We start from the raw sequence: 24,434 nt of genomic DNA, 5'->3' as shown, positions 1-24,434 counted from the left end.
ATATTAAAACCTAAAACTTAGAACCGGAATGTAAAAGAATATGCTCACTTCCAGGCCCCAAAACCAAAACGGGCAGGAATGTTAAAGCTCCTACCAAGAAGATTACGGAAAGAAGAAGTAACACAAACAGAGGACTTTCCGTAGAGAACGTACCTTCTCCCTTTGGAGCGATCTTTTTACCTAATAAGGCACCGCCTAGTCCCAAAGCGGGAAAGATTACCGCAAATCTTCCTACAAGCATACAAAACGAAAGAGCTATATTATAAAATGGAGTATTCGCATTCAAACCGGCGAATGCAGATCCGTTATTCCCGGAAGCGGAGACAAAAGCATATAAGATCTCAGTCAGACCATGAGGTCCCAAATTCGTCCTGGAAGAAAGAGCGGATTCATGAAGAAGAGAAAATGCTGTGAATAAAAGAATACAAAGCCCAGGGACCAAAACCCCAATAAGCGCAAGTTTCACTTCTTTTGCTTCTATCTTCTTGCCTAAATATTCAGGGGTTCTTCCTACCATTAGTCCCGCGATAAACACCGTAAGGATAACATAGAATAACATTCCGATAAGGCCAACCCCCACACCACCGAATACAACTTCACCCAGAAGAATATTCCAAATACCTAATCCTCCTGAAAGAGGGGAAAAACTATCATGCATAGCATTCACAGAACCGTTAGATGCAGCTGTGGTAGCCATTCCCCAAAGAATACTTTGGGCCACTCCGAATCTGGTTTCTTTACCTTCCCAATTTCCTGCAAAATTACTTTCTGCCCAAAGAGATATAGAAAGGCTCAAACAAAAAAGAAGGGTCATTCCGAAAAAGATAGATAGTCCTGCTTTCCAAGAACCCACCCATCTTCCATAAGCAAAAGGTAATGCTCCGGGAAGAAGTAAGATCAAAATACATTGGATCCAACTGGAAAATACGGTCGGGTTCTCAAAAGGATGAGCAGAATTTACGCCGAAAAACCCACCCCCATTCGTTCCTAATTGTTTGATAGCAATTTGAGAAGCAGCAGGCCCAAGCGGTATCTTAACGGAATGACCTTCGATCCCAACCGCATCCACATATTTGGAAAAATCCATGACAACACCTTGAGAGACCAAAATGAACGCCACTAAGATCGAAATCGGTAAAAGAATATATAATATACTTCTGGTCAGATCGATATAGAAGTTACCGAGTCCGGATGGATAGTCACCCGGCTTAGAACTCATTCCTCTTGCCATAGCCGCAAGCACCGCAATCCCGATTCCTGCGCTTACAAAATTCTGTACTCCTAAAAGTAACATTTGGCTTAAATATGAGAGAGAAACTTCTCCGGAGTAAGCCTGCCAATTCGTATTCGTCACGAAACTCACGGAAGTATTCCAAGCCAGATCCCAAGAAACTCTTGGCTTACCTTCCGGGTTTCCGGGAAGAATGTCCTGAAAATGGAGACCTAATAAGACCAAGACCAAACTGGAAAGTGTAAAAACCCCGATATCAAATAGGTAAACTTTCCAATCCGAATTTTGATCTTCCTTTATTCCGGAGATCTTATAAAGAAAGGATTCAAATTTAGAAAGGAATAGAAATCGTTTGGAAACTTCTCCCTTGAGAACGTCTGCGATATAAATTCCTAAAAAGGGAGAGAGAAGAAATAAAACTGCAAAATATAAAAAGAAGAAGATCGAGTCGTTTCCGTTCATCGGTATCTCCTAAAATTTTTCCGGTTTTAAAATAGAGAAGGAGAGATAACCACATAATGCAATGACTAAAACGATAAGAAATGTATAAGACAAGATTCCTCCCAGGCAGAAACATTCCGTCTATTCCAAAAACGTAACCTGCTTTTTGGAATTCGTCAATGCGAACCCGCGTGAGAGGAGCCGATAAACGCGTTAATTTTGCGTTAAGATTTATGTATAAAATTTAACTAAATCGGAAACTTCTTCCCTTGGCGTATGAAACTTATTTAATGTTGAATCAGGCTTAGGATAACCCAAACTTAAACCGCATACTATTTTTTCGGATTCCGCTAACCCTAATTCTTTTCGGACCACTTCCGGGAAGGCAGATAATGCTGCTTGAGGGACAGTCCCCAATCCGTAACTTCTTGCAAGAAGCATAACTGTGTTCAAAAAACAGCCTATATCCAATGCGATATAAAAATTAAGTTCGAATTCAGTAGTAATGAATACTGCTGTAGGAGCTCCAAAAAACTCGAAGTTCCGGAGCATAAACTTATCCCTAGCTTCCTTATCCTTTCTTTCAATCCCTGCAGCACCGTAAATTTTCATTCCAAGATCGAACATTCTACGCTTTGCATCCGATGGAAAACCGGTAGGCCAAATCGTATCAGGCACAGGAGTTTCCGATTGTTTTGCCCTTTCCTGTAGGAGTTCCGCCATTCTATCTCGTTTAGCACCGCTCACCACATGCACCTTCCAAGGTTGGCTGTTTTTCCAACTGGGTGCTCTCAAAGACTTAGAGAATAATTCCTTTAATACGGAATCTTCCACGGGTTTGGAAAGATAATCCCGGATACTATGACGGGTGAAGACAGCTTCCTCTACGCTGGAAGCAATTCCAGATATATCGATCGATTCGGTTTCTGGGGATAAAGAAGACATATAGACCTCCGATTTAGACTTGCATTTTGATTAATTTAGGTCTTTCTGGAAGAAGAAAGAACCGAACAGACAAGTCTGTCTGTTATTTCATCCCAGGAAAAAGAAAATGTCAACCAAAGAAAAAGGGGTAAAAGACAGGATTTTGGAAACTGCAGTTAAGCTTTTCCAAACCCAAGGTTACGGGAATACCGGGATCAATCAAATTATCCAAGAATCCCAGACTGCAAAAGCAAGCTTTTATGATTATTACCCTTCCAAGGATTCTTTAGGAAAGGCATACATAGAATTTTATGGGAAAGAACAATTAGTCTTATTGGAAAAACTACAATCCAGATCGGAGAATGCACGAGACTTTATACAAGCCTGGACTCATATCCTAAGAAGACAGACCAGAAATAGCGAATTCGCAGGATGTCCCATGGCAAACACAGCAGCTCAAATCGCATCCACCTCTCCTTCTATCTCAGAAGAGGTTAAAAAATTGGCTCTGAGAACAGTCGACTTCCTAGCCATCTATTTAAAAGAAAGGCAAAAGAAAGGACAGATCCCCAAAAACGCAGATATTCAATCCTTGGCTCGAAAAATTTTCGCTAGCTACGAAGGAGTATTACAAATCTGGAAATTGACGGGAAAAATTTCAGCGTTAGACGATTTACCGGAAATGGTAGATGCAATTATTAAGAATTCGGGAAAGAGGTGAATGGACCTGGCAAGTTCCACCAGGTCCTGAAAGAGTGATTATAGATCGTTATAATCTACGGTAGCTGCCGGAGGATTACCTGAACCTACGATATAAAGTAAGAAGTAGAAATTTCCACTTGTATTATTACTTGCATAAGTGTAAGGATCCGATCCAGAGATATTAAATTTAGTAGTACCATCATTGATGATATCGGATTCAGCCAATGGACAGTCATTAGATGCATAAATCGTTGGCTGACCAGAAACATTCGGATTTTCTATTACATCAACACCGTGAAATACTACTGAATCGTTGTTTTGGATACCTAAAATTTCTACAATTGCAATCGGGTGATTTACAAATGGAATTCTTCCCCATACAATACTTGTCCCAGTAGTATTTTTAGTAACGCGAGTACGATTCACACCTACCGCTGCCTTACCAGGGAAATCTACCAAGCAATCTCCCCCGCCACTAAGTGCGTTTAAAAGTGCCAAGTTTGTTAGGTCTTCACCATCGTCTTTCTTACAATCTACGAAAGAGGCCGAGAGTAAAAGCACCAATAATAACCATATAGCTTTTTGTTTCATTTGAGTTTATCTCCACAGAACAGTCGTTCCTTATACTCGTTTCCCAAGAACGGGTCTGAGTTTCAATCTCAATATTTGAGAAAATGCAGAAAGTGATATATATTTCTGTCATTCTGGCTTAATATTTGGAAAAAAAGGCAGGTTTCTTTACTTTTTTTCTTAGGCGATGGAACCACCGCAAGAAGAGCCTGCTCCCGCGGTACATCCATAACAATGTTGGTGCAATAAGATCTCTCTGGAATCCAATACGGATTTATTGAATTCAGATATTTTGCTTACATTACCTTCGATCTTCATATCCAACATTTGGTTAAAATCACAATCGTATAGGCTTCCGTCCCAACCAACACTTAACGTGTTACGGCACATAACTGCAGTCGCCGCTACCGGATTAAATGCAGTCACGAGCTTTTCCAAATATGCATCTATATTATCATTTTCGAGTAATGATTCCAAGAAACGGCTGATAGGCATATTAGTAAGTGCGAATAATGAATTAAACTCAACTCCGTGGACTTGTTTTAATTCCTTTTTGAAATCATTTTCTAAAGTGGATTGCCCACCTGCGAGAAAGGCGCCCACAGGATTATATACTAAGTTCAACGCAAGCCCGGAACCGGGGATACCATATCCGACAGCATTCAATTTTCTTAATGCTTCTATAGAACGATCGAATACACCTTCTCCCCTTTGGGCGTCTGTTCTTCTTTTTTGGAAATAAGGAAGACTCGAAACTACTTCTACCTTATGTTTTGCGAAAAATTCGGGAAGGTCTTTGTATTTCTCTCCGGCAAGAAGAATGGTAAGATTACAGCGGATCATGATCTTCTTCCCTAGTTTAGAAGCTTCTTCTACAAACCATCTAAAATTAGGATTCATCTCAGGAGCACCACCTGTTATATCCAGAGTGGTAATTCCAGGAGTTGCCAGGGCAACCAAACATTCTTGCATGGTTTCCTTACTCATATTCTCTCTGCGATCCGGGCCTGCATCCACATGACAATGTTTGCAGGTCTGGTTGCAGAGTTTCCCCACGTTCACTTGTAGTATGTCCACCCCCGTAGGGCGCAAAGGATAGAGTCCCGCTTCTTTTAATTTTTCAGAAAAACTAGGCAGATTAAGTTTTCCGGAAACTTCCGTAAGAATTTTCAATTGTTCTTTGGAAGAAGCGAGTTCGCTCCCTCTGGCTAATAGGGATTTCATACTTTAAAAACTCCTTATATACCGAGTTCTTTAACTTTATTTAATGCTTGAACGCTATGAACTAAAGTTGCTCCTCCACGGATGGCTGCACCAACATGGATCGCTTCCCAGATTTGTTCTTCTGTTACACCTTTTTCTACTGTATCAGTAGTATAAGCGTCAATACAATAAGGGCATTGTACGACATGCGCTACTGCAAGAGCGATCAATGATTTTTCCTTAGCAGATAAAGCTCCATCCGCAAAAACTGCTCCGTAATAGTCGAAAAACTTCTTCGCTAGATCAGGCTCGAATTCTCCGATATTTCCGAATTTTTTCAGATCTTCCGGTTTGTAATAAGTTGTTTCTTGAGCCACAAAAGGCCTCCATCATTTTAATTATTCTTTAATTACGAATTGCAGGTTATTGCACTTCTCACAGACTTCCTCCGGGATCCATCCCCATTTTATCAGAAATCCGAAAACAAAACAACCAGCACAAAATCCTAAAATGGATTCTAAACTTGCAAAAAGGACCAAAACCCCAAGCACAACTTGGAAAGCGAAGACCTGTCCTAAAAATAGCAGAACAAATGCTGTCCCGCTGAAGATCACTCCAACGAATTGCGCAAATCTTTTAGGAGGGCCAGCCACCGTTTTAGATCCAAGGCCGAGTAACGGTACAATCCCATGTATTGCAAGTTTTGCAAATAGTGAAAACTTCGGCCCATATAATACTCTGGCTGAAAATCCGTAGAAAAGTGCTCCTACCAACCAAAGCGATTGCGTAATTATTGCGGCCAAACTTAAGATGACAACCAGGCCCGCAACGGTCCTTGCAGCATATTCATTAACAGTGTCTGGAAAATTACCGATTCGAATCATTCTTCTTGCCCGATACCCTTTCGCCTAGTTAGACTTTGACACTCTGGAATTCAAGAATATTTTCGTTATATTGGACAAAATGGTTAATATAATTGTACGATATACAAATAATTGCCGGGATTTTGTAGGCACTTCTACAATTTTACTCCTTTGGGGGGTTCCACTCGCACTTTTCCCACTATTCTTCGAAAGAAGCGATATTTGGTTACTCTGCGGAACATTCTTCCTGAGCCTAAGCCTATATTTCTTATTTCTAAAGTTCTTTTCAAAAGGTAGGGAGAAGATCGGGATCTGGGCAGGGATCTTACTCAGGATTTGGTTCTTATTTACTCCTGTATTTTTGTCGGAAGATTCATTTCGTTTTTTATGGGACGGCCTTTTGGTCTCAGAGGGTATATCTCCTTACTCGGAAATTCCCACAAATGTAAATTTGGGGTTCGATCAAAACTTGGAGAAAGAATTACTCTCCAAAATGAATTCTCCCAATTATTATTCAGTATATCCTCCCATATTGCAGTTTTTATTTTTAGTTCCGGTATTCTTCTTAAAAAAAGGGATTTCCGTTTTCTGGGCTATCTCAATCTGGAAAGGAATTTTAATTTTATTTGAATTAGGAATTCTTTATATATTTTCAAAAAGAAAAAAGGAAGAAGAAACCGGAAATTTTCTAAAATACTGGCTCCATCCACTCGTTCTTTGGGAAGGAATCGGGAACGGCCATCCTGAACCTATCTTATTTTTCTTTTTATTCTTAGGAATACTCTCTTGGGAAAACGGAAAAGTTCTAAGAGGATCTATATTTTATCTGGCTTCTATACTTACCAAAATACTTCCCTTATTAGCCCTACCCTTTTTGTTTTTTTATTGGTGTAGAAGGTCAACTGCTCGCGTTATTTCATTCTTTTTTGGTGCCAGTATCCTAATATTCGGATCTGCATTTGTATGGTTTCTATTTTCAGAAACAGGAGAAAAAATTTTAGAAGAACATTGGAGAAAAGGGATCGGAGTCTATTTTACATTATTTGAATTCCATGGAGGAGTTTATTATCTTCTTAAAAACTTGATCCGACACACATGGTATCCCTATTCTACCGGAATTGTGCTCGGGATCTTAAGTATTTTCACGATCAGTCTTTATTCTTTTAAAGTTTCTAAAATCGAAACGAATGACAAGACGGTTTTTCTACTCACAGTATGGATCCATTTATGCGGGATGTATTATTTATTTTCGAGCACCGTACATCCTTGGTATTTTCTCCCTATCCTTGCAGCTTCCGTATTTACAAAAACGATTTGGCCCTTGGTCGCGTCTTCCATCTGGATATTATCTTATTCTACTTATTCCTCCCCTTCGTTTTATGATAAGAATTGGGTCATGATCTTGGAATATTCTCTTGCGATTGGGGCCTTCTTCTTGGAAAATTTTCTCTTGCTTAAAGAAAGAAGAAGACAAATATAATTCGAAAATTCTCCCCCTTCTTAGGAATCATCCATGTTATCCAGACATTTCGAAACCTTATCTAACACACTGGAAAAAGAGATACTAGCCAGTGAACAGATCCGAAGTAAAATCCTTTTGGCTGCATTTGCATTTGCAGGAATTTCCTGGAGTATCCTATTCTTATTTTTAAAAAAAGAATTCAATCAAAGTACGGGGATAGAATTTCCTTTCGAAGTATTGATAGGAGCTTTGGCATTCGGAACGATTTACGAATTCGGATTTTTAAAATTACTGAATTATCTAAAAAAAAGAGAATTTAAACTTCCACTTCTACCCAGATTCGGAAACGCATTAATAGAAACCTCCCTTCCCGGGATCATATTATTCATTCTGATCCAAAAACATACTCATCCCGTAGTCCCTTCAAATTCTCCCATCTCGAATTTATATTTTATTTTTATAATACTCTCAGTCCTAAGAATGGAGTTTGGACTTTCTCTATTCACAGGAGCAATAGCTGCGGCCCAATATTTAATCACCGGTTTATTTTTTGTCCCGGACTCTCCTTTAGCCGGAGAATCCGCCTACAGCTTCTTCTATTCTAAAGTTCCTACTTACATGCGTTCCGGATTATTTTTAGCATCAGGGATCGTAGCCGGACTCGTAGGCTTGAGACTGAAAAAGATCCTAAAAAACTCAGTAGAACGACTGGAAGAAAGAAACGAAATTTTAGGAATGTTCGGTCAATATGTTTCCCCATCCGTAGTGGACAAATTGATGAGTCAAAAAGCGGACACAGCCTCGGAAAACAAAGACGTATGCGTGATGTTTCTGGATATCCGAAACTTTACAAAATTCTCGGAAGATAAAAGTCCTTCGGAAGTAATCTCATATTTGAATACCTTATTCGAAGATATGATAGAGATCGTAAATAAACATAACGGAATTATAAACAAATTTTTGGGAGATGGATTTATGGCGGTATTCGGCGCACCACTCTCTGATAATGGAAAGGACGCAAAGAATGCAGTCTCTGCCGCATTAGAAATCCAAAAAAAAGTATTGGAAATGAATGTCTCCGGCAAGATCCCCGAAACTAAAATCGGAATAGGTCTACATTTCGGAGAAGCAATGACAGGAAGTGTAGGTTCTTCTCAAAGAAAAGAATACACTATCATCGGAGACACGGTCAATCTTGCTTCCAGAGTGGAACAATTGAACAAAGATTTCGGAAGTGAAATTTTAGCCACAGATACTGTCTACGAACATGTAAAACATTTTTTAGAAGCAGAGTCCCTTCCCCCAGTAAAAGTAAAAGGAAGAGAAAAAGAAGTTCTTATCTATAAATTGACCTGATGCAAACTCCAGAATCACATTACGAAAACTTTTTAGCCGAAAAATATTCCTGGATGTTGGGGGATCTTTCCGCTAAGGAAAAAGACCAATTGGAAATATTCAGATCTTTCGAAATTTCTCCGCAAGGAAACGGAGTCGCTTGGGATCTAGGAGCGGGAAGTGGGATACAATCCATTCCTTTGGAGGAATTAGGATTTCAAGTTTTAGCAATAGACTTCAGCGAAAAATTATTATCGGAGATCAAGACAAGAAAGCCGGATACTAAGATCAGAACAAAGATTGCGGATATCAGATCCAGGGACTTGTACCAAGGAGTTTCTCCGGAAATTCTGTTATGTATGGGAGATACGATCACCCATTTAGAGTCCCAAAAAGATTGGGAAAATACCGTAAGTCTTTGGTCTAGTTTCCTTTCTCCAGGAAGTAAATTAATTTTAGGTTATAGAGATCTGAGTTATGGAAAATCCGGAGATAAAAGTCTATTCGTAGTTCGTTCGGAAGAATCGCAGATTTTCACCTGCCAGTTACAATTCATTCAAAATAAAGTGGAAGTTACGGATATATTTCACGAGAAGACCGATAAAGGTTGGACCGCTACTTGCAGTTCGTATAACAAATTGATACTTCCGATCGATGATTTGATCAAAACTGTTTCTCAGAAAAATTTTGGACTGAAAAGAAAGGATGAGAAAAACGGGATGAAGTTTTTACTTTTTGAAAAGCTTTGATTAGACCCTCCACATTCAGATCAGTTCCTTTCTATAGTTACTTTTAAGAGACCCTTTTTCCCAAAAACCGTTCGACAAGTCGGGAGTTACTGGGAATTTGTACGTATCCTTGCCCGGAACCCTTCCATGATAGATAAACTGATACGTCTCTCCATTAAGAACAGGATTTTCGTCCTGATACTCACTGCAGGAATCACCATAATAGGTTTGTATAATGCGTATCAACTTTCTATCGACGCGATTCCGGATATTACAAACGTTCAGGTTTCCGTGGTCACCCAGTCTCCAGGTCTTTCTCCTGTAGAGGTGGAGCAATTCATTACTTATCCTATAGAGATGGAACTTACTGGAGTTCCTCACGTAACAGAGATTCGTTCTATTTCCAGAACGGGAGTGAGTAGTGTTACAGTTATTTTTAAAGATGGGACTGATATTTATTTTGCAAGACAGCTCATTAACGAAAGGTTAAGAGCTGCAGAGGCAGTGATCCCTAAAGGTTATGGTAGCCCTGAACTTTCTCCTATTGCAACCGGACTAGGGGATATTTATGAATTCGTTCTAACAAGTGATCGCCATAATCCGGAAGAGCTCAGGACTTATATGGAATGGGAACTTGCAAGGGAGATAAAATCCACCGAAGGGATTATCGACGTAAACATTATTGGTGGGGAAGCAAGGCAGTATCAGATCAAGATAGATCCCCAAAGATTAGCAGTTCATAATATTACATTATCTCAACTTTGTGATAAACTAGAGACCGCCAACCAGAACACAGGTGGTGGTTATATCACCAAAAGTGCGGAACAAATCGTAATTCGTGGAGAAAGCCAATTCAAAACTGTGGATGAGATCCGCAACGTTGCAGTCCAAACGGAAAGAGATGGTGTTCCACTTCTTTTAGGGCAGATTGCAACTGTAGAAACCGGCCCAGCACTTCGTTTCGGACTAATGACCAAAGACGCTAAGGGAGAAGTAGTCGGCGCCACTGCAATGATGCTTATGGGCCAAAACTCTTTGGAAGTAGTAAAAAAGGTCAAAGAAAAGGTAGAGGTATTAAGAGCCAGACTTCCGGAAGGAATGAAGATCGTAACATTCTATGATCGTTCCGAATTTATCGGAAGAACATTAGGCACCATCTTCACAAACCTGGCAGAAGCTGCGGTACTAGTAATCATAGTTTTGATCTTTGCACTCGGAACAGTAAAAGGTGCGCTACTCGTCAGCTTATCCATTCCAATCCCGATGCTTGCCGCCACGATATTTATGAGAATGTTCGGTATCGTTGGTAACTTAATGTCTCTGGGAGCATTAGACTTCGGACTCTTAGTAGACGGAACTATCGTGATGTTGGAATCCGTTCTTCACGGTTTTATCCTAAAACAAGCATTCTATGAACAACAGAATTCACAAGAAGACAGGAAACTTGCAGCGGAACAGATCATTACTGATTCCTGTGTGAGGGTTGCAAGAGCAGCTGCTTTCTCTGTGGGAATTATCTTGTTGGTATACCTACCCCTCATGACATTAGAAGGTGTAGAAGGTAGAATGTTCAAACCTATGGCAATGACTGTTGCGATCTCACTTGCCATGGCGCTTTTATTCTCTCTTACAACCTTCCCTGCTGCGGCGAGTATCATATTCCAAACTCCAATATTCCATCATAGTAAGTTTTGGGACAGAGCGGAAGAATTGTATATGCAACTCTTGGACTTCGGAATGGCTAACAAAAAGTTATTCTTAAGAGCCGGCATAGGTGTATTTGCAGTTTCTTTAATATTGGGATCCACCTTAGGATCGGAATTCCTTCCACGAATTGATGAGGGAGAATTTGCGATAGATATCAAAAGACTTCCCTCTACTTCTATCAATTATTCCAGAGATACGAATACCGAAATTGAGAAGGTGATCGCTCAGTTCCCTGAAGTGACAAGTGTAGTCAGCAAGATGGGTAGAGGTGAATCTGCAGCAGAGCCAATCGGAACGGAAGAGGGAGAATCTATGGTGAAGCTCATTCCTCCTAAAGAATGGACAAGCGCTTCTTCCCGAAACGAACTTATGGATAAAATGAAGGACGCAATTTTAAAATCCGTTCCTTCTAGTACGATATCACTTTCACAACCGATCGAAAACAGGGTAAATGCACTTCTCTCCGGATCTAAAGCGGACGTGGTAATCAAAATTTATGGAGATGATCTCCAAACTTTAAAGGATACCGCTGCAAAATTTGCGGATAAGATCAAGAAGGTTCCGGGAGCTGCGGACTTAAGAGTGCAAAGAGTTCTGGGTCTTCCTTTGATCCAGATAAAAGCAGACAGACAGAAGATGGCACGTTACGGCGTTGCCGCAGAAGAAATCCTAACCACTGTAGAATCATTACGTATAGGAAGAAAGGCCGGAAAAGTATTCGAAGGATTCAAACGATTCGACTTAGTAGTTCGTCTTCAGTTGGATGTTTCGGATCTAGATAAATTGGAAAATATTCCAGTCATGACTTCTACCGGAGTTACAGTTCCTCTTGGACAAGTAGCAACCATCGAATTTGTAGAAGGTCCCGCAGCAATTTATAGAGAATCCTTAAAACGTAGGATCATGGTAGAAACAAACGTAAGAGGAAGAGACTTAGTAGGTTTCGTAAATGAGGCACAAAAAGTCACAGCTGATATAGAAAAAAATCTACCGGAAGGTTATAGAACGGACTGGGGTGGTCAATTCGAGAACTTCCAAAGAGCAAAGAACAGATTAATGCTCGTGGTTCCGATCGCACTCGGCATCATCTTCGTGATGTTAATCGCCGCATTCGGAAATATCTATTATGCAGCGGGAGTGTTTATCGTCGTGCCACTCGCAGTCGCTGGAGGGATCATTGGCCTTGTGCTTAGGGGACTTCCTTTCAGTATTCCTGCCGGTGTTGGATTTATCGCGGTGAGCGGTATCGCAGTATTGAACGGGGTTGTATACGCCTCCACTCTCAAAGAAGAATTAGAAAAAGGGATCACCATCTCCAAAGCTGTATTGTCTGCCGGGCTTCATTCACTTCGCCCTGTAATGACAACTGAGATCATTGCTGCAGTCGGATTTATTCCGATGGCGATATCCACCATGGCTGGAGCGGAAGTACAAAGACCTTTGGCGACAGTGGTGATCTTCGGAGTAATCGTTGCGACTGTTCTTTCTCGAGTCCTTCTTCCTATCGTGATGGAATTCCTACTGAATATTTACCAAGACCAGGAAAGAAGAAAGGAAGCTCGTAAACGAAAATTGGAGTCCGAGTTCCAAGCTTCCAGAGCCCACGAAAGAATCCCGCATACTTTGGAAGAAGTTTCCTGGGATTCAGAAGAGATTACTCACGAAGAACCGGAAGAAGTTGGAAGTTCTAAATCCAAACGTTCTAAAAACGGAGTGAAAAAAAGGAAGTAAGACTCGCAGTTTTACTTCTTATTCTTTAGCCCGGATAGAAGTGTAGACACGACGGATCGCAGAAATTCGACCCGATCTTCTTCTATATTATCGAATACCATCCTAGGATGATGGAAAGCGGCAGTCCCTTCAAAAATAATGCGGGCCCCCTCTTTAGGAGTATTACAAAAAAATAATCCTTTTTGCATTCCTTCTTGGACCATTGATTCCAATTGCACATACATTGTTTGGATATGTTTTTGAACGAAGGGCCTTGTTTTCTCTGCGGAATTATTGAATGCAGTATAAATTCTCGGATCTGACTGGACCTTCTCCCTTTTCATCATATGAAGTGTCATAAGCCATTCCAGGATCCTTTCTTCTAATGGACTTGTTTTCGAGGAAACTTCTGCGAGAGCAAGATCGATCCGGTCCAACCATCTTTTGGAAATAGAATCTAGTAACGCTTCTTTATCAGCGAAATGTTTGTATAATGCGGCGTGGCTTAGGTTTAAATTTCTAGCCACGTCAGTAAGTTTCAAACGCTCGACACCGTTTCTTCTGATCTCAATCTCAGCGGCATCGAGCACTTTTTCTTGTAGTTCTTCTGGCTTTAAACCTGTTTTAGGCATCTCTCATTTGACGACGAGCTGCATCGAATGAGAAGGATATCTATCTCCTTGGAAGGCCCCTTCCGGAAAAGAATCATCCAAGGTCTTAAGTTCTTCCGGAGTTAAATGGACCGAAAGAGCTTCTAAATTTTCCCTAAGACTTTCTCTTCTTGTGGAACCGATCAGAGGAAAAATATCTTCTCCTTTATGAAGCACCCAAGCGATAGCAAGTTGGGCAGTAGTACAACCCTTCTTCTTTGCAAGCTCTTGAAGCAGACTCACACGCTCCAAATTCGCTTCAAGGTTTTTTCCCTGGAAACGAGGAGAAATAGATCTAAAATCGGCAACGCCTAAAGAACTTTCTATCTTTCCGGTAAGAAGCCCTCTTCCCACGATTCCGTATGGAACAATCGCGATTCCAAGTTCTCTCGCAGTTTCAAGGAGTTCCTTCTCAATTACTCGAGTTGCCAAAGAATATTCAATTTCCAAAGCGGTAACTGGATGAACCTTATGAGCTCTTCTCAAATTTTCGGGAGAAGCCTCCGAAAGCCCGAGATAACGTACGTATCCTTCCTTGATCAGATCTGCGATCGCACCAACAGTATCCTCGATCGGAACTTCCGGATCAACTCTGGAAGCCTGATAAATATCGATCACATCTACTCCAAGTCTGGTAAGAGAATGTGCTGCAAAATTTTTCACAGAGTTCGGTCTGAAATCATATCCGATGAATTCTCCTGTTGGCTTACGAAGCCCTCCGAATTTCACACTGATCAACGGTTTGTTTTTTCTACCCTTCAGTGCTTCTGAGATCAAAAGTTCGTTATGACCGATCCCGTAGAAGTCTCCAGTATTCAAAAAATTGATCCCTGAATCTAAGGCCTCGTGAATGGTCGCGATGGATTCCTGTCTGTTTCTGGTCTCTTTTGTTCCGTAAAAGTCCGACATCCCCATACAACCCAAGCCTACTTGGGAAATTTCAGGACCGTTTTTGCCTAATTTTCTCAGTTTCATTCGAAACCTCCATTTAGTTACAATTTACATTTTTTATAATTTGTAACTAAATGGCAAGCCTTTTCTTGGTCCGATTTTTGTGGGAATTCCCACATTTCTTGCTTTTCGCTTTCCGACATAATACCATTCTAGCGTTCCGGAGTAGCAAATCCATGGACCACCAAAAACCAATCGTTCAACTTTTAGATGCAACTAGAGAACCTTTCAATCTGGCGATCGCATCTGCTAGGACTTGCTATTCTTCTAAAGGGATCCTCCTTCCTGAAGACATGATCCGCACTGAAAAATCCCTAGAGATCAGGGACAAGGTGGCCAAATCTACTAAAAAAGCGGGCCACCTCACCACAAGACAACATCCTCATTTTATATTCACATTGGATAAGGTGTCCCGTCAGTTCGTTTGGTCCTTTTTACATTCTCATCCGTACTATAACTCAGAACAGGTGAGCCAAAGATATGTAGAAGTTAAAAAGGAAAATTATTATATCCCACCTACTCTTTCGGGAAAGCAGAAGGAACTTTATCTGGAAGCGGTAGAATACGCGTCTAACGCGTATTTTGAATATGTGGAATTATTACATCCGTTCATCCAGGATGAATATTTCCTAGTTTATAAGGCTCGTGCGAATTATCCTGAAAAATGGCAGCAACCGATTAAAAAGAAGTGCCTAGAAGTAGCACGTTACCTTCTTCCTTTAGGAACTTATACTTATTTATATCATTCTGTAAACGGACTTACTCTTCATAGATACCATCGCCTAATGAATTCTTTCGATGTTCCGGAAGAACAACGTTTAGTTGTAGAAGAGATGATCGAAAAAGTAAAAGAGATCGATCCGCTGTATGTGGAAGAAATGGATGATCCGATCCCTCTGGAAGAAACTGCAGAGTATAAATTTTTCACTGACTTCTACCAAGATGGCCATTCTGAATATAGACCGGAAGCGGCTAAAAATTTTGTAAGAGAATTCGATGAAGATATGGACAATCGTTATTCCAGATTGGTTTCCTATTCTTCTAACGGACCTGAAGTTTTGGCTTCTTCCGTTCGTGCAGTTTTAGGTTTATCTAAAAATTCTCTAAATGATGAAGAAGCGATCCGACTCGTGATGGATCCTTCTAAAAATAAACATCTGACTTCTACCTTGAATGAAACTACTATGAGCCCTCTTTCTAGAGCAATGTTCAATGTACATTATTCTTTCAAAAAGAGGATCTCTCACTCTGCGGATAGCCAAGACCAAAGACATAGAATGGTTCCAGGCTCTCGTCCAGTGTTAATGAGCCAATATACCGGAATGCCGGATTATATCGTTCCAAAAGTAGTATTAAAATATCCTCAATTAGAAGAAACTTATAGAAGAAGAATGGACGGTATTTTCAAGAACTTGAACCGTTTTATCGAAGCGGGAGGATCTCCTGAACATGCCTCTTATCTTCTTCCGAATGCTTTTCCTGTCCGTTTTTATGAAAGTGGGGATTTATTGAATCTTCATCATAAATGGAGAGCGAGAACCTGTTATAATGCCCAGGAAGAAATTTTTCAAGCCTCTATCAACGAACTTATAGATCTGACAAAAGTCCAACCTGAGATCGCAAAATGGATCAAGGCCCCTTGCTGGATCCGTTTGCAAGGTGATATCAAACCGTATTGCCCAGAAGGGGATCATTATTGCGGAACCCAAGTTTGGAAAAGAGAATTGGATGAGTATGATAGAACTCTCTAGTTCTATCTAGTCTCTATCCTAAAAATTTTTCCGTTATAGTCTACTACATAGAGTTCTCCATTTGCATCTTCACCGAAGGATGCAACATTGGAGGAAAATCCCATTTCGGAAGTATGCTCGATTAGTCCATTTACTTTAGTCCCGTCCCAAAGAATGGACCAGATCTTACCTCTGACAAAATCTCCGTAAAAGTATCTTCCGCTTAATTCAGGGAAGTTCGATCCTCTATACACATAACCACCTGTAATAGAACTTCCGACAAAATGGCTATATTCTAATTTCGGAAAACTGATCCCCGAAGTATTACATCCGACAGAAGGGTTATAACAATGATTTCCTTCCGTGAGCCTCCATCCGTAATTTTTAATCCCGGTGTTGGCTGCTTCTATATTCAATTCTTCGTAATCGTTTTGGCCTACATCTGCAATATATAAATCTCCGGTTCCTCGATCCAAACTGAATCTCCAAGGATTTCTAAGGCCCCAGTCCCAAATATGAGGATTTTCTAATCCAGTTGCAGACCTATTTCCAGGAGCAGGCGTTGGATAATTATCTATATCTATCCTTAAAATTTTACCAAGAGAAGACTCCAAATTTTGGGCCTCATTATTCGGATCACCTGATCCTCCTCCATCTCCCATTCCAACCAAAAGATAACCTCCTGTATCGAAGGCCATCATTCCTCCATTATGATTACTGAATGGTTGGTTTACTGTAAACAAAACGGAACCGGAACCTGAGTTTGCAAGATCAGGATCGGAAGAAGATCTGGCATATTCAGCGACCACGGTAGCTCCATCCGATTTGCGAGTATAGTTTACCCAAAACCTTCCGTTAGAATTATAATTAGGATGAAATGTTAGTCCGAGTGCCCCTCTTTCTCCTGAAAATGAAATTAGATCCAGACCTTCTGATCCAAGATCTAAAAAAGGAGAGGTAAGAAGAGTGCCATTTTTGATTAAACGGATCTTTCCTCCTTGTTCCAAAACAAAGATCCGACTCGTATCTCCAGATGGAGAAACAAGAAACAATGGAGCATGGAACCCGGAAGCAATTTCAGTAAGTTTCAAACAAGGAGGGTCCCTATCTTCGCTACATCCGGTTAAAAAAGGAAGAAATGGAATATTAGAATGACCAGGCTTAGAACATTGCGCCAAAGATACAAAAAACAGGAAGATCGTATAAATGCAGATCCTCTGGAATTTAGATATCAGTTCCATCTTATTAAATTTATTATCCTTCTAACATAGAAAACAAGCCGAAAGACCAGGTTTCTCTCTTTTCGAAAAAATAAAAAAAGAAGGGACTAAAAACCGATTTCAAGGTAAATCATCCTAGAACAGATCATGAAAACAGTATCCCCTACAAGGACCAAAGAACTGGTCCAATACCGCAGATTCATTCACAAACATCCCGAACTCAGATATGAAGAAGTCGGGACAGCGGATTTCGTTTCTAAACATTTGGAATCCTTAGGTTATACTTTCCAAGCTGGGATCGCAAAAACTGGAATTGCTTGTCTGATAGATTCAGGGAAACCGGGCAAAACTCTTTTGGTAAGAGCGGATATGGATGCTCTTCCTATTTTTGAAGAAAACAAAACAGATTACACTTCCGTTCATAATGGGGTTATGCATGCATGCGGTCATGACGCTCATACTTCCGTTTTAATGGGACTTGCTTCCGAACTAAAAGAAAATCCAGGCGCCATAATCCCAAAAGGAAAAGTTTTGTTGGTATTCCAACCAGCGGAAGAAGGTGGTCAAGGCGCAGACCGAATGATAGAAGAAGGAATATTAGAAAAATACGATGTTTCTGCTGCATTAGCTCTTCATGTTTGGAATCATATTCCAGTAGGCAAAGTGGGAGTTGTAGACGGCCCGATGATGGCGGCAGTGGATGAATTCCAAATTATTGTCCAAGGGATCAGCGGTCACGGAGCGATGCCTCAACATACAGTGGACCCGATATTAGTAGGTTCTCATATAGTCACTGCTCTACAGAGTATCGTGTCACGAAATACTGATCCATTGGATTCTTGTGTAGTTACAGTGGGTGCATTTCATGCAGGACATGCATTTAACGTAATTTCAGAAACTGCGGAGTTGAAAGGTACGATCCGAACATTCACAAAAGAAATGTTTGATAAAGCGCCTGAGTTATTCAAAAGAGTTGTGGAGAATACTGCTTTTGCTTTTGGCGCTAAGGCAACTATTCATTACGAAAGAACAAATGCCCCAACAATCAATCACCCTGAGATGGCAAATATCGTCCGAAAGGCTTCGGAAAATATTTTAGGTCCAAACTCAGTTACAGAAGAACATGCCAAGACTATGGGCGGAGAGGATTTCTCTGCCTTTTTAATGAAGGTCCCTGGATGTTATTTTTTTGTAGGTTCCATGAATGAAGAGAAAGGTCTTATCCATCCACATCATAGTTCCAAGTTTGATATAGACGAAACTTCTCTTCCGATCGGTTTGTCAGTGATGAAGGAAGCAATCAGACTTTATTTGGAAAATAACTGAAGATCTAACCGTGTAGGAACTCCTACGTGGGAGTGGAGATCGCCCCCGCCCTGGTTCGGGTGGAGGAGGTGGGCTTGTGGGAGAAGCCATTCCCCTATACACTAAAAACCTCTAAACTTCAACCTCATTTTCACTCACAACACATGTTGGAATTCCAACATGTGTGTTCACTCTTAGTAGTAGCTCAAGCCCCCCAGGGAAGATACTTTTCTTCAGTTTTTGAAGTTTCCTTTTTCAGTTCCGGCTTTTCTTTTCGAATCGACCGAAATCCGGAACTCAAGATCCACTCCATTCTCAAAAGTGAACTTAAAAAACTACTTGTAGATACATTTCTTTCATGAGCATAACCCATTGCTTCCCAATAATCAGAACCATACACCCTGATCCTTTTTCTGGAATCGCTACTTTTTACTTTTTCAAAATCGAATCTTAGGATTCTCCCTTTTTGATTCTTTTCCTTAAAAGATGAAATTACGAATTCTAAGATCTCCTTCGGCTCTCCTATGCGTAAGACAGCATCTCTCCAGATTGATTCCATTTCTAAAGGAATTCTCCAGTCTATTTGGATCGTCCCCTTGTTCTCTAAAATTTGTTTTCTAAAAACTTCTTCCATATTCGCTCCCGAATGTCGAGATCGAATCCATAATATGAAGCAGATATCTTCAATTGAAAAACAGGAAGAATATTAAAATTTTTGAATTTAGTTCACCTTAGATCGAGTTTCGACACTAAGGTGAAAAGTTTGGAGACGTAAACAAGAAATCAAAACCTCAGTAAAACCAAAAGCCGACAGGGCTATCACAGATTAAGAATAGTCCGGAATCATTATTCCGGGCTATATTATACAAATTGAATTGAAAAAATACATTAGCTTCTCATGGCCTCAATTTCATTTACTTCTTTTGCGATCATAGAAGTTAGAACGATAGGATTGTCCCCATTCACCAGAATATCATCTTCTATCCTAACTCCGATCCCTCTGAATCCTGCAGGAATTGTTTCATCTGTAGGATCAAAATATAATCCAGGCTCCACGGTTACCACAAGTCCGTTCTGCATAGGTTTACTTTTTCCATTCTCGAAATAGCGCCCTACATCATGCACATCCATTCCCAAATAATGACCGGTCCTATGCATATAAAATCTGCGGTATTCTCCCTTCTCTATGATCTCGGAAAGCCCACCTTTTAGTAGTCCAAGATCGATTAGCCCGGAAGTCAGATTTTTCACAGTCTTCTCATGTACTGCATTGAATTCGACGCCTTGTTTTGTGTCCGAGATCGCCTGTTTCTGCACGTCCAAAACCAACTGATAGATGGTTCTTTGTTCTGAAGTGAATTTTTTCCCAGAAGGAAAAACGCGGGTAACGTCTGCGGTATAATAATCCTTCTCCGCGCCGCTATCTACTAATATAAGTTCGTTATCACTTATCTTTGCACGATTGGTAGTATAATGTAGAATGGTAGCATTTTTTCCAGCCGCAACTATATGACCGTAGCCCCCACCCCAGGCACCATGTTTTAAATATTCAGATTCCAAAATAGACTCTAATTCGAATTCGTACATTCCAACTTTCGTCTCTCTGAATAATCTTTCGTGACCAAGAGCAGTGATCCTGGAAGATTCTTTTAATTTTTCGATCTCTTCAGGAGATTTTAACATTCTCATTTCATGGAGAAAATTAGGGATCTCCCATCTTTGAGGACCGAATTTCCCTTCTCTTAATCTTCTATTTAATGAGCTGATTAGTTCGAGTAACTCCGAATCTTTTTTAGAGTCCTTTCCAAAAAAATGATATAATGTAAACTGATTAGTGAGAATATCCGAAATTTTGGAATCCCATTCTCCAAGATCGAAACTTTGATCCAACTCCAATCTTCTCTTGATCTCTTCTTTGCCTAGTCGAATGCCTGTCCAAATTTCTTTTTCTTTATCTTTAGGAAGTGCAAAATGAGCGGAGAAGTCCCTACGTAAAACCAAAATACCGTCTTCTTCCTCAATGCCAGAGAGATAATAATAATCCGAGTCTTGTCTAAACTTATACTCCACATCTCTATTACGGATCTTTTGAGGAGCAGCAAAGATGAGTAGGACTTCCGATTCTTTTAAAAGATTCTGAACTTCTCTGATCCGTTTTCTAAAAATGTTTTGGTCCATAATTATCCTTTTATTAGACGAATTCCTTCTTCCAACATTCTGCCTGTATCTTGTTCCAACATACAACGAAAATGTTTTTTAGGACAGACCCTTCCCCCGTGAATACCACAAGGACGACAGCCTAGGCCATTCACCTCGGATATATACACTTTGTTTGCCAAAGGTGTATAACCGAATGCGGGAATTGTAGCACCAAAAGCAGCCAAAGTTGGAACATTAAATGCAGAAGCAAAATGAATAGGAGAAGAGTCATTGGTCACAAGAAGTGCCGCCCCATTCATCAGATAACTCATCTCGGGAAGACTAGTTTTGCCTGCAAGATTGATCCCGAAATCTTGCCCCACTTCTTCGCAAAGTTTAGAATCTCCTTTGCCGCCTGTTAGAACAATTTTCAGTCCGGTCCTTTCATGCAGAAGTTTACTGACTGTTTTAAATTTATCCGCCGGTAATCGTTTTGTTTCCCAAACAGAAGAAGGAGATACTATGATATAATTTCCTTTTTCTAAACCATTCTTTTTCATTTCGGATTGGATTCCGGTAACTGATTCCGGCTTCCAAAACAATTCAGGTTGCCTTGAAATATTTTTTCTTTCTTCCTCAGAATAGATAAGAGAAAGAAGTTTATCCACCTCGTGAGGTCCTCTCAATAATCTAGACTTTCTTTCATTTAGCAAAAATGAAAATCCTGCTGTTTTATATCCGATCCTTCTTTTAGCCCCGCTTAAAAAAGAAATAATAGAAGAACGAAACGAAAAATGTGGAGAAATACAAATTGTAAAATTATGTTTTCTTAATTCTTTGCAAAAATTCCAAAAACCGAAAAAAGAAGATTTTATCTGCTTCTTATCCAAAGGAATGATCTGATCAATCCAAGGGTTCGCTTCCAAAACTGATTCAGTTCCTTTGTTCACGATCACTGTCATTTTTGAACCAGGAAACCTTCTCTTGATCTCCCTAAAAAGCGGAGTTGTTAAGATCAAGTCTCCCAGGAATGCAGTTTGGATAACTAAAATATTTTCAGACATTAGCTTTTTGTCTCCAGGATGGTTGCAAAATTATTTACACCCAATCCTCCGATGGATAAACTAAGTGCAGTATCCGAATCATTCTGGTTCATAAATTCATAAAGTTCAGCAATCTGTGCCAGGCCGGAAACTCCCACTGGATGACCTCTTGTTTTCAACCCTCCAGATGGATTGATCGGAAGCCTTCCTCTTTTGTCGGTGATCCCTTCTGCCACATATGCAAGCGCCTTACCTTGAGGAAATAAACCTGCATCTTCAGCTGCAATGATCTCGAAGATAGTAAACGCATCATGAAGTTCTGCGACTTTAATATCGGAAGGTTTTTTACCAGCTTCTGTATAAGCCTGCTCGAATGCTGATTTGGATGCAGGAAAACTCAAGGCCCCTGGAATTCCATTTACCTGACCCAATCCATGTCCCGTTCCGGTGATTTCAATTTTTCTGCGATCCTTCTTCAATCTTGCAGGATCCGTTTCCAAGAGTAACGCACAAGAACCGTCCGACAAAGGAGAAATATCATATAAACATAATGGGCTGGAGAACATAGGAGAGGAGAAGTATTCCTCTTCGCTTAAGTTTTTTTGAATATGTGCGATCTTATTTTCAAGACCGTTATCATGAAGTTTCTTAGATAATCTAAAAAGTTCTTTTCTAGTATATCCAAAATCCTTTAAATACCTGGTAGCAGTTAGCGCCCCACCCTGAGTCATTGACATCGCCAAGTTTCTTTGCTGGGAAGAAAGTACGGACCCTAAAAGAAGGTTATTCTCTTCTCTAGGAAGTCTACTCATGACCTCAGTTCCGATCACAATCCCTCTTTTAAATTTTCCTGATAGAAGAAGATAGCGGGCCAGATGTAGAGCAGAAGCCCCACTGGAAGATGCAGTCTCGGAACGGATCGCGAATAAGGAAGAAAGTCCAAGATCTTCTTTGATCTTTGCCGGTAAAAAAATTTCCCCTGTATAACGTTCCGGGGCCATACATGCAAATATTAGAAATTCAGGAATAAAACCCGGATTCTTCTTAAGTAAATGATTCGCAGTATCATAAGATAGCGATTGATAGTCGGACTCAGTCTTGCCAAATTTACTTAAATGAGAGTCGAGCACATAGGCCGAGGTCATATTCCTACAAATTTTACTGCTCCTGATTTCGAGCAAAGTCAAAAACTTAGAGATCTACTCTGCCTTTTTTCGAATCTCGCTTTTCAAAATAGGCACTCTCGTTTATAGTGATCTCAGGTAGGAGAAACGACGTGAAAGGAAACCAAGAAGTCCTCGAAATCTTAGCGGAAGTGCTCTCCGCCGAACTCACAGCGATCAACCAGTATTTTATCCACGCTAAGTTGAACAAGAACTGGGGTTACGACAAGCTTGCTTCTTACATGAAGAAAGAATCCATCGAAGAGATGAATCACGCAGACCAAGTGATCGAGCGTATACTCTTCCTGGATGGAATTCCTGATCTGCAAAGATACATGAAGATCAATGTAGGCAAGGATATCGAAAGTATCCTAAAGAATGATTTAGACGTAGAGTATAATGCCGTAGAACGTTTGAATCGTGGGATAGAAATTACCACCAAGAATAAAGATAACGGCACACGTGAATTGCTCGAGAAGATCCTCGTCTCCGAGGAGGAGCATATCGACTGGCTCGAGGCCCAGCTAGAGATCATCAAAACCATTGGGGTCCAAAATTATTTGGCCCAACAAATCGCCTAAGCATTGAATTCCAAAAAACCATCCCCTAAAAAATCCCCTTCTTCCGGTTATGGCAAGAAGGGGCCTGCTAATAAATCAGGTTCTTCTTTTTCCAAACCGACTCGCTCCAAAAACTCTAGCTCCGATAGAGATTCCGATCGTAAACCTTATCGCTCTAAAGAAAGAGACGATTCAGAAAGACCCTATCGCTCCAAAGACGGAAATTCTAAATCAGGATATTCTTCCGACAAACCGAAAGATAGATCCTTTAAAAAGCCTGACTTCAAAAAAGAAAGAGGCGATTCCAAACCGTTTCGTTCCGGCGATGATAGAAAGCCTCCTGGGCGCTCAGGAAATCGTAAATTTTCTGACGACGACAGAAAACCATATCGAGAAAAAGATTCCGATCGCGGAGAACGTAAACCGTTTTCCCGAAATTCAGATCGTGGAGAAAGAAAATCCTCTTCTCGTGATTCTGACCGCGGAGATAGAAAGCCGTACTCTCGTGACTCCGACCGCGGAGAAAGAAAACCATTTTCTGGAAATACAAGAAGAGAAGGTAGAAGTTCCTACGGTGAAAGTTCTGACCGTGGCGACCGTAAACCATTCTCCCGTAATTCTGACCGAGAAGAGAGAAAACCTTTCTCTCGTGACTCTGAACGAGGTGAAAGAAAGCCATACTCTCGCGACTCAGATCGTGGAGATAGAAAACCATTCTCCCGTGACTCAGACCGTGGAGAAAGACGACCTTTTTCACCGCGCGGAAAAGAAGGGTTTCGTTCCGAACGTCCAACTCG

The 24,434-nt window shown here is 40.6% G+C and carries 22 protein-coding genes; 8 read left to right on the top strand and 14 right to left on the bottom strand.

The window, feature by feature from the left end; genetic code table 11:
- Window positions 1–10: 10 nt before the first annotated feature.
- The 3 genes from kdpA to CH377_RS15230 form a co-directional block, all read right to left on the bottom strand.
- Window positions 11–1,693, bottom strand: a complete 1,683-nt coding sequence (gene kdpA, locus CH377_RS15240) for a potassium-transporting ATPase subunit KdpA (protein ID WP_100724616.1) — start codon at window positions 1,691–1,693, stop codon at window positions 11–13.
- Window positions 1,694–1,702: 9 nt separating this feature from the next.
- A complete protein-coding gene (gene kdpF / locus CH377_RS15235) occupies window positions 1,703–1,786 on the bottom strand; it encodes a K(+)-transporting ATPase subunit F (protein WP_008590037.1) in 84 nt (27 codons plus the stop codon).
- Between the two features lie 117 nt (window positions 1,787–1,903).
- Window positions 1,904–2,617, bottom strand: coding sequence for a nitroreductase (locus CH377_RS15230; protein WP_100724615.1), 714 nt, complete (start codon window positions 2,615–2,617; stop codon window positions 1,904–1,906).
- 106 nt (window positions 2,618–2,723) lie between these two features.
- Between CH377_RS15230 and CH377_RS15225 the strand changes: the two genes are divergently transcribed.
- Window positions 2,724–3,317 carry a TetR/AcrR family transcriptional regulator gene (locus CH377_RS15225; protein ID WP_100724614.1) on the top strand — a complete coding sequence of 198 codons (594 nt, stop codon included), beginning with the start codon at window positions 2,724–2,726 and terminating at the stop codon, window positions 3,315–3,317.
- 38 nt (window positions 3,318–3,355) lie between these two features.
- On the opposite strand, the gene CH377_RS15220 is transcribed toward CH377_RS15225, so the two are convergent.
- The 4 genes from CH377_RS15220 to CH377_RS15205 form a co-directional block, all read right to left on the bottom strand.
- The gene (locus CH377_RS15220; RefSeq protein WP_100724613.1) at window positions 3,356–3,889 is read right to left on the bottom strand and encodes an LIC20153 family lipoprotein; all 534 of its coding nucleotides are present in this window, start codon (window positions 3,887–3,889) and stop codon (window positions 3,356–3,358) included.
- Window positions 3,890–4,048: 159 nt separating this feature from the next.
- Complete coding sequence (gene arsS, locus CH377_RS15215) at window positions 4,049–5,092, bottom strand: arsenosugar biosynthesis radical SAM (seleno)protein ArsS (RefSeq protein ID WP_100724612.1); 1,044 nt, start codon at window positions 5,090–5,092, stop codon at window positions 4,049–4,051.
- 14 nt (window positions 5,093–5,106) lie between these two features.
- Complete coding sequence (locus tag CH377_RS15210; RefSeq protein ID WP_100724611.1) at window positions 5,107–5,448, bottom strand: arsenosugar biosynthesis-associated peroxidase-like protein; 342 nt, start codon at window positions 5,446–5,448, stop codon at window positions 5,107–5,109.
- A 21-nt stretch (window positions 5,449–5,469) separates the two neighbouring features.
- A complete protein-coding gene (locus tag CH377_RS15205; RefSeq protein WP_100724610.1) occupies window positions 5,470–5,955 on the bottom strand; it encodes a DUF4395 domain-containing protein in 486 nt (161 codons plus the stop codon).
- 79 nt (window positions 5,956–6,034) lie between these two features.
- Here CH377_RS15205 and CH377_RS15200 point away from each other — a divergent pair, with 79 nt between their 5' ends.
- The 4 genes from CH377_RS15200 to CH377_RS15185 all read left to right on the top strand — a co-directional run bounded on the left by CH377_RS15200 (window position 6,035) and on the right by CH377_RS15185 (window position 12,897).
- Window positions 6,035–7,414 (top strand): MptA/MptB family glycosyltransferase, encoded by a 1,380-nt coding sequence (locus CH377_RS15200; protein WP_100724609.1) that lies wholly within the window; start codon window positions 6,035–6,037, stop codon window positions 7,412–7,414.
- Window positions 7,415–7,447: 33 nt separating this feature from the next.
- The gene (locus CH377_RS15195; RefSeq protein ID WP_100724608.1) at window positions 7,448–8,752 is read left to right on the top strand and encodes an adenylate/guanylate cyclase domain-containing protein; all 1,305 of its coding nucleotides are present in this window, start codon (window positions 7,448–7,450) and stop codon (window positions 8,750–8,752) included.
- Window positions 8,752–9,480 (top strand): class I SAM-dependent methyltransferase, encoded by a 729-nt coding sequence (locus tag CH377_RS15190; protein ID WP_100724607.1) that lies wholly within the window; start codon window positions 8,752–8,754, stop codon window positions 9,478–9,480. The genes CH377_RS15195 and CH377_RS15190 overlap by 1 nt, the downstream gene beginning before the upstream one ends.
- 126 nt (window positions 9,481–9,606) lie before the next feature.
- Window positions 9,607–12,897, top strand: coding sequence for an efflux RND transporter permease subunit (locus CH377_RS15185; protein WP_100724606.1), 3,291 nt, complete (start codon window positions 9,607–9,609; stop codon window positions 12,895–12,897).
- Window positions 12,898–12,908: 11 nt separating this feature from the next.
- Here the strand turns inward: CH377_RS15185 and CH377_RS15180 are convergent, their stop codons facing one another.
- Window positions 12,909–13,508 carry a TetR/AcrR family transcriptional regulator gene (locus tag CH377_RS15180; RefSeq protein ID WP_100724605.1) on the bottom strand — a complete coding sequence of 200 codons (600 nt, stop codon included), beginning with the start codon at window positions 13,506–13,508 and terminating at the stop codon, window positions 12,909–12,911.
- 3 nt (window positions 13,509–13,511) lie between these two features.
- A complete protein-coding gene (locus CH377_RS15175) occupies window positions 13,512–14,501 on the bottom strand; it encodes an aldo/keto reductase (protein WP_100724604.1) in 990 nt (329 codons plus the stop codon).
- A gap of 152 nt (window positions 14,502–14,653) precedes the next feature.
- On the opposite strand from CH377_RS15175, the gene CH377_RS15170 reads away from it, so the two are divergent.
- The gene (locus CH377_RS15170) at window positions 14,654–16,228 is read left to right on the top strand and encodes an FAD-dependent thymidylate synthase (RefSeq protein ID WP_100724603.1); all 1,575 of its coding nucleotides are present in this window, start codon (window positions 14,654–14,656) and stop codon (window positions 16,226–16,228) included.
- Window positions 16,229–16,230: 2 nt separating this feature from the next.
- On the opposite strand, the gene CH377_RS15165 is transcribed toward CH377_RS15170, so the two are convergent.
- Entirely contained in the window at window positions 16,231–17,448 is a 1,218-nt protein-coding gene (locus CH377_RS15165) for a PQQ-dependent sugar dehydrogenase (RefSeq protein ID WP_100724602.1), read from the bottom strand.
- Window positions 17,449–17,574: 126 nt separating this feature from the next.
- Here CH377_RS15165 and CH377_RS15160 point away from each other — a divergent pair, with 126 nt between their 5' ends.
- Window positions 17,575–18,753 (top strand): M20 metallopeptidase family protein, encoded by a 1,179-nt coding sequence (locus CH377_RS15160; RefSeq protein ID WP_100724601.1) that lies wholly within the window; start codon window positions 17,575–17,577, stop codon window positions 18,751–18,753.
- A 184-nt stretch (window positions 18,754–18,937) separates the two neighbouring features.
- Here the strand turns inward: CH377_RS15160 and CH377_RS15155 are convergent, their stop codons facing one another.
- The 4 genes from CH377_RS15155 to CH377_RS15140 all read right to left on the bottom strand — a co-directional run bounded on the left by CH377_RS15155 (window position 18,938) and on the right by CH377_RS15140 (window position 23,059).
- Entirely contained in the window at window positions 18,938–19,366 is a 429-nt protein-coding gene (locus CH377_RS15155; protein ID WP_100724600.1) for a hypothetical protein, read from the bottom strand.
- 254 nt (window positions 19,367–19,620) lie between these two features.
- Window positions 19,621–20,910 carry an aminopeptidase P N-terminal domain-containing protein gene (locus CH377_RS15150; RefSeq protein ID WP_100724599.1) on the bottom strand — a complete coding sequence of 430 codons (1,290 nt, stop codon included), beginning with the start codon at window positions 20,908–20,910 and terminating at the stop codon, window positions 19,621–19,623.
- Between the two features lie 2 nt (window positions 20,911–20,912).
- The gene (locus tag CH377_RS15145) at window positions 20,913–21,935 is read right to left on the bottom strand and encodes a glycosyltransferase family 9 protein (protein ID WP_100724598.1); all 1,023 of its coding nucleotides are present in this window, start codon (window positions 21,933–21,935) and stop codon (window positions 20,913–20,915) included.
- Window positions 21,935–23,059: a thiolase family protein gene (locus CH377_RS15140; protein ID WP_100724597.1), complete on the bottom strand. Its 1,125-nt coding sequence runs from the start codon at window positions 23,057–23,059 to the stop codon at window positions 21,935–21,937. Before CH377_RS15140 ends, CH377_RS15145 begins: the two co-directional genes overlap by 1 nt.
- A gap of 131 nt (window positions 23,060–23,190) precedes the next feature.
- On the opposite strand from CH377_RS15140, the gene bfr reads away from it, so the two are divergent.
- On the top strand, window positions 23,191–23,658 hold the full coding sequence (gene bfr, locus CH377_RS15135) for a bacterioferritin (RefSeq protein ID WP_100711546.1): 468 nt from the start codon (window positions 23,191–23,193) through the stop codon (window positions 23,656–23,658).
- The last annotated feature ends 776 nt before the right edge of the window (window positions 23,659–24,434 follow it).

Origin of the sequence: Leptospira haakeii (assembly GCF_002812045.1) — a bacterium.
GTDB classification, from domain to species: domain Bacteria; phylum Spirochaetota; class Leptospiria; order Leptospirales; family Leptospiraceae; genus Leptospira_B; species Leptospira_B haakeii.
Note: the sequence above shows the minus strand (reverse complement) of the source record. Positions and strands in the feature narration are given on the sequence as shown.

What these genes read in the sequence shown, in the direction of transcription:
- kdpA (WP_100724616.1), bottom strand. Translation starts at nt 1,693, where the DNA reads ATGAACGGAAACGACTCGATCTTCTTCTTTTTATATTTTGCAGTTTTA.
- CH377_RS15230 (WP_100724615.1), bottom strand. Translation starts at nt 2,617, where the DNA reads ATGTCTTCTTTATCCCCAGAAACCGAATCGATCGATATATCTGGAATT.
- CH377_RS15225 (WP_100724614.1), top strand. Translation starts at nt 2,724, where the DNA reads ATGTCAACCAAAGAAAAAGGGGTAAAAGACAGGATTTTGGAAACTGCA.
- CH377_RS15220 (WP_100724613.1), bottom strand. Translation starts at nt 3,889, where the DNA reads ATGAAACAAAAAGCTATATGGTTATTATTGGTGCTTTTACTCTCGGCC.
- arsS (WP_100724612.1), bottom strand. Translation starts at nt 5,092, where the DNA reads ATGAAATCCCTATTAGCCAGAGGGAGCGAACTCGCTTCTTCCAAAGAA.
- CH377_RS15205 (WP_100724610.1), bottom strand. Translation starts at nt 5,955, where the DNA reads ATGATTCGAATCGGTAATTTTCCAGACACTGTTAATGAATATGCTGCA.
- CH377_RS15200 (WP_100724609.1), top strand. Translation starts at nt 6,035, where the DNA reads ATGGTTAATATAATTGTACGATATACAAATAATTGCCGGGATTTTGTA.
- CH377_RS15195 (WP_100724608.1), top strand. Translation starts at nt 7,448, where the DNA reads ATGTTATCCAGACATTTCGAAACCTTATCTAACACACTGGAAAAAGAG.
- CH377_RS15190 (WP_100724607.1), top strand. Translation starts at nt 8,752, where the DNA reads ATGCAAACTCCAGAATCACATTACGAAAACTTTTTAGCCGAAAAATAT.
- CH377_RS15185 (WP_100724606.1), top strand. Translation starts at nt 9,607, where the DNA reads ATGATAGATAAACTGATACGTCTCTCCATTAAGAACAGGATTTTCGTC.
- CH377_RS15180 (WP_100724605.1), bottom strand. Translation starts at nt 13,508, where the DNA reads ATGCCTAAAACAGGTTTAAAGCCAGAAGAACTACAAGAAAAAGTGCTC.
- CH377_RS15175 (WP_100724604.1), bottom strand. Translation starts at nt 14,501, where the DNA reads ATGAAACTGAGAAAATTAGGCAAAAACGGTCCTGAAATTTCCCAAGTA.
- CH377_RS15170 (WP_100724603.1), top strand. Translation starts at nt 14,654, where the DNA reads ATGGACCACCAAAAACCAATCGTTCAACTTTTAGATGCAACTAGAGAA.
- CH377_RS15165 (WP_100724602.1), bottom strand. Translation starts at nt 17,448, where the DNA reads ATGGAACTGATATCTAAATTCCAGAGGATCTGCATTTATACGATCTTC.
- CH377_RS15160 (WP_100724601.1), top strand. Translation starts at nt 17,575, where the DNA reads ATGAAAACAGTATCCCCTACAAGGACCAAAGAACTGGTCCAATACCGC.
- CH377_RS15155 (WP_100724600.1), bottom strand. Translation starts at nt 19,366, where the DNA reads ATGGAAGAAGTTTTTAGAAAACAAATTTTAGAGAACAAGGGGACGATC.
- CH377_RS15150 (WP_100724599.1), bottom strand. Translation starts at nt 20,910, where the DNA reads ATGGACCAAAACATTTTTAGAAAACGGATCAGAGAAGTTCAGAATCTT.
- CH377_RS15145 (WP_100724598.1), bottom strand. Translation starts at nt 21,935, where the DNA reads ATGTCTGAAAATATTTTAGTTATCCAAACTGCATTCCTGGGAGACTTG.
- CH377_RS15140 (WP_100724597.1), bottom strand. Translation starts at nt 23,059, where the DNA reads ATGACCTCGGCCTATGTGCTCGACTCTCATTTAAGTAAATTTGGCAAG.